This is a genomic window from Eubacterium ramulus ATCC 29099, from assembly GCF_000469345.1.
GTDB lineage: Bacteria > Bacillota > Clostridia > Lachnospirales > Lachnospiraceae > Eubacterium_I > Eubacterium_I ramulus.
This window is the reverse complement of record NZ_KI271097.1, coordinates 1-548: the sequence shown is the minus strand read 5'-3', so window position 1 is coordinate 548 and position 548 is coordinate 1. Positions and strand designations below refer to the sequence as shown.

Sequence of the window (548 nt, the reverse complement as noted above, 5' to 3'; positions counted from 1 at the left end):
TCATGGATGGTAGGAATCTGGAGTTTTCCCTGCTTTTCGTAAGAACGGTGATCGACCTGATTATGCAAAGGCAGATGTTCATTACACACCTTTGCCCACTCGCTCCGCCACAGTTCACAGTTTTTTGGATTGTTCCATCCCGTAGCATCGGTCAGTACCCGTTTCCATTGCAGGCGGTTTCTTGCACCAATCTTCTGGATTCCGTTTTCATCTAATACAGGGATACGGATTCCATGACGGTCAGGGTTTTTCTTATCCTGCCACCAGTTCGGATGGGATTCATCAATCACGATATTTCCGCTTTTATCTCTGACAAAATCCCAATCTTTGACTTCTTTCTTCCCCCAAGAATGATCCGGGTTAAAAGGGCGCATTGTCAGAAGCAGATGGACATGAGGATTGCCATCCCCTTTGTCGTGGATACTCCAATCAGCACACATTCCCTTATCCACAAATGTTTTTTTGATATAGTCGGCTGTATATTGAATCTGTTCCTGTCTGCTCCATTCTTTGGGGAGGGCAAATTCAAATGACCTGCCAAGTTGGGC

At 45.6% G+C, this 548-nt stretch carries 1 protein-coding gene; it reads right to left on the bottom strand.

Annotated features, from left to right (window positions below; genetic code table 11):
• A partial coding sequence (locus HMPREF0373_RS03865) for a MobA/MobL family protein (protein WP_021738297.1) occupies window positions 1-548 on the bottom strand: 548 nt, incomplete at both ends.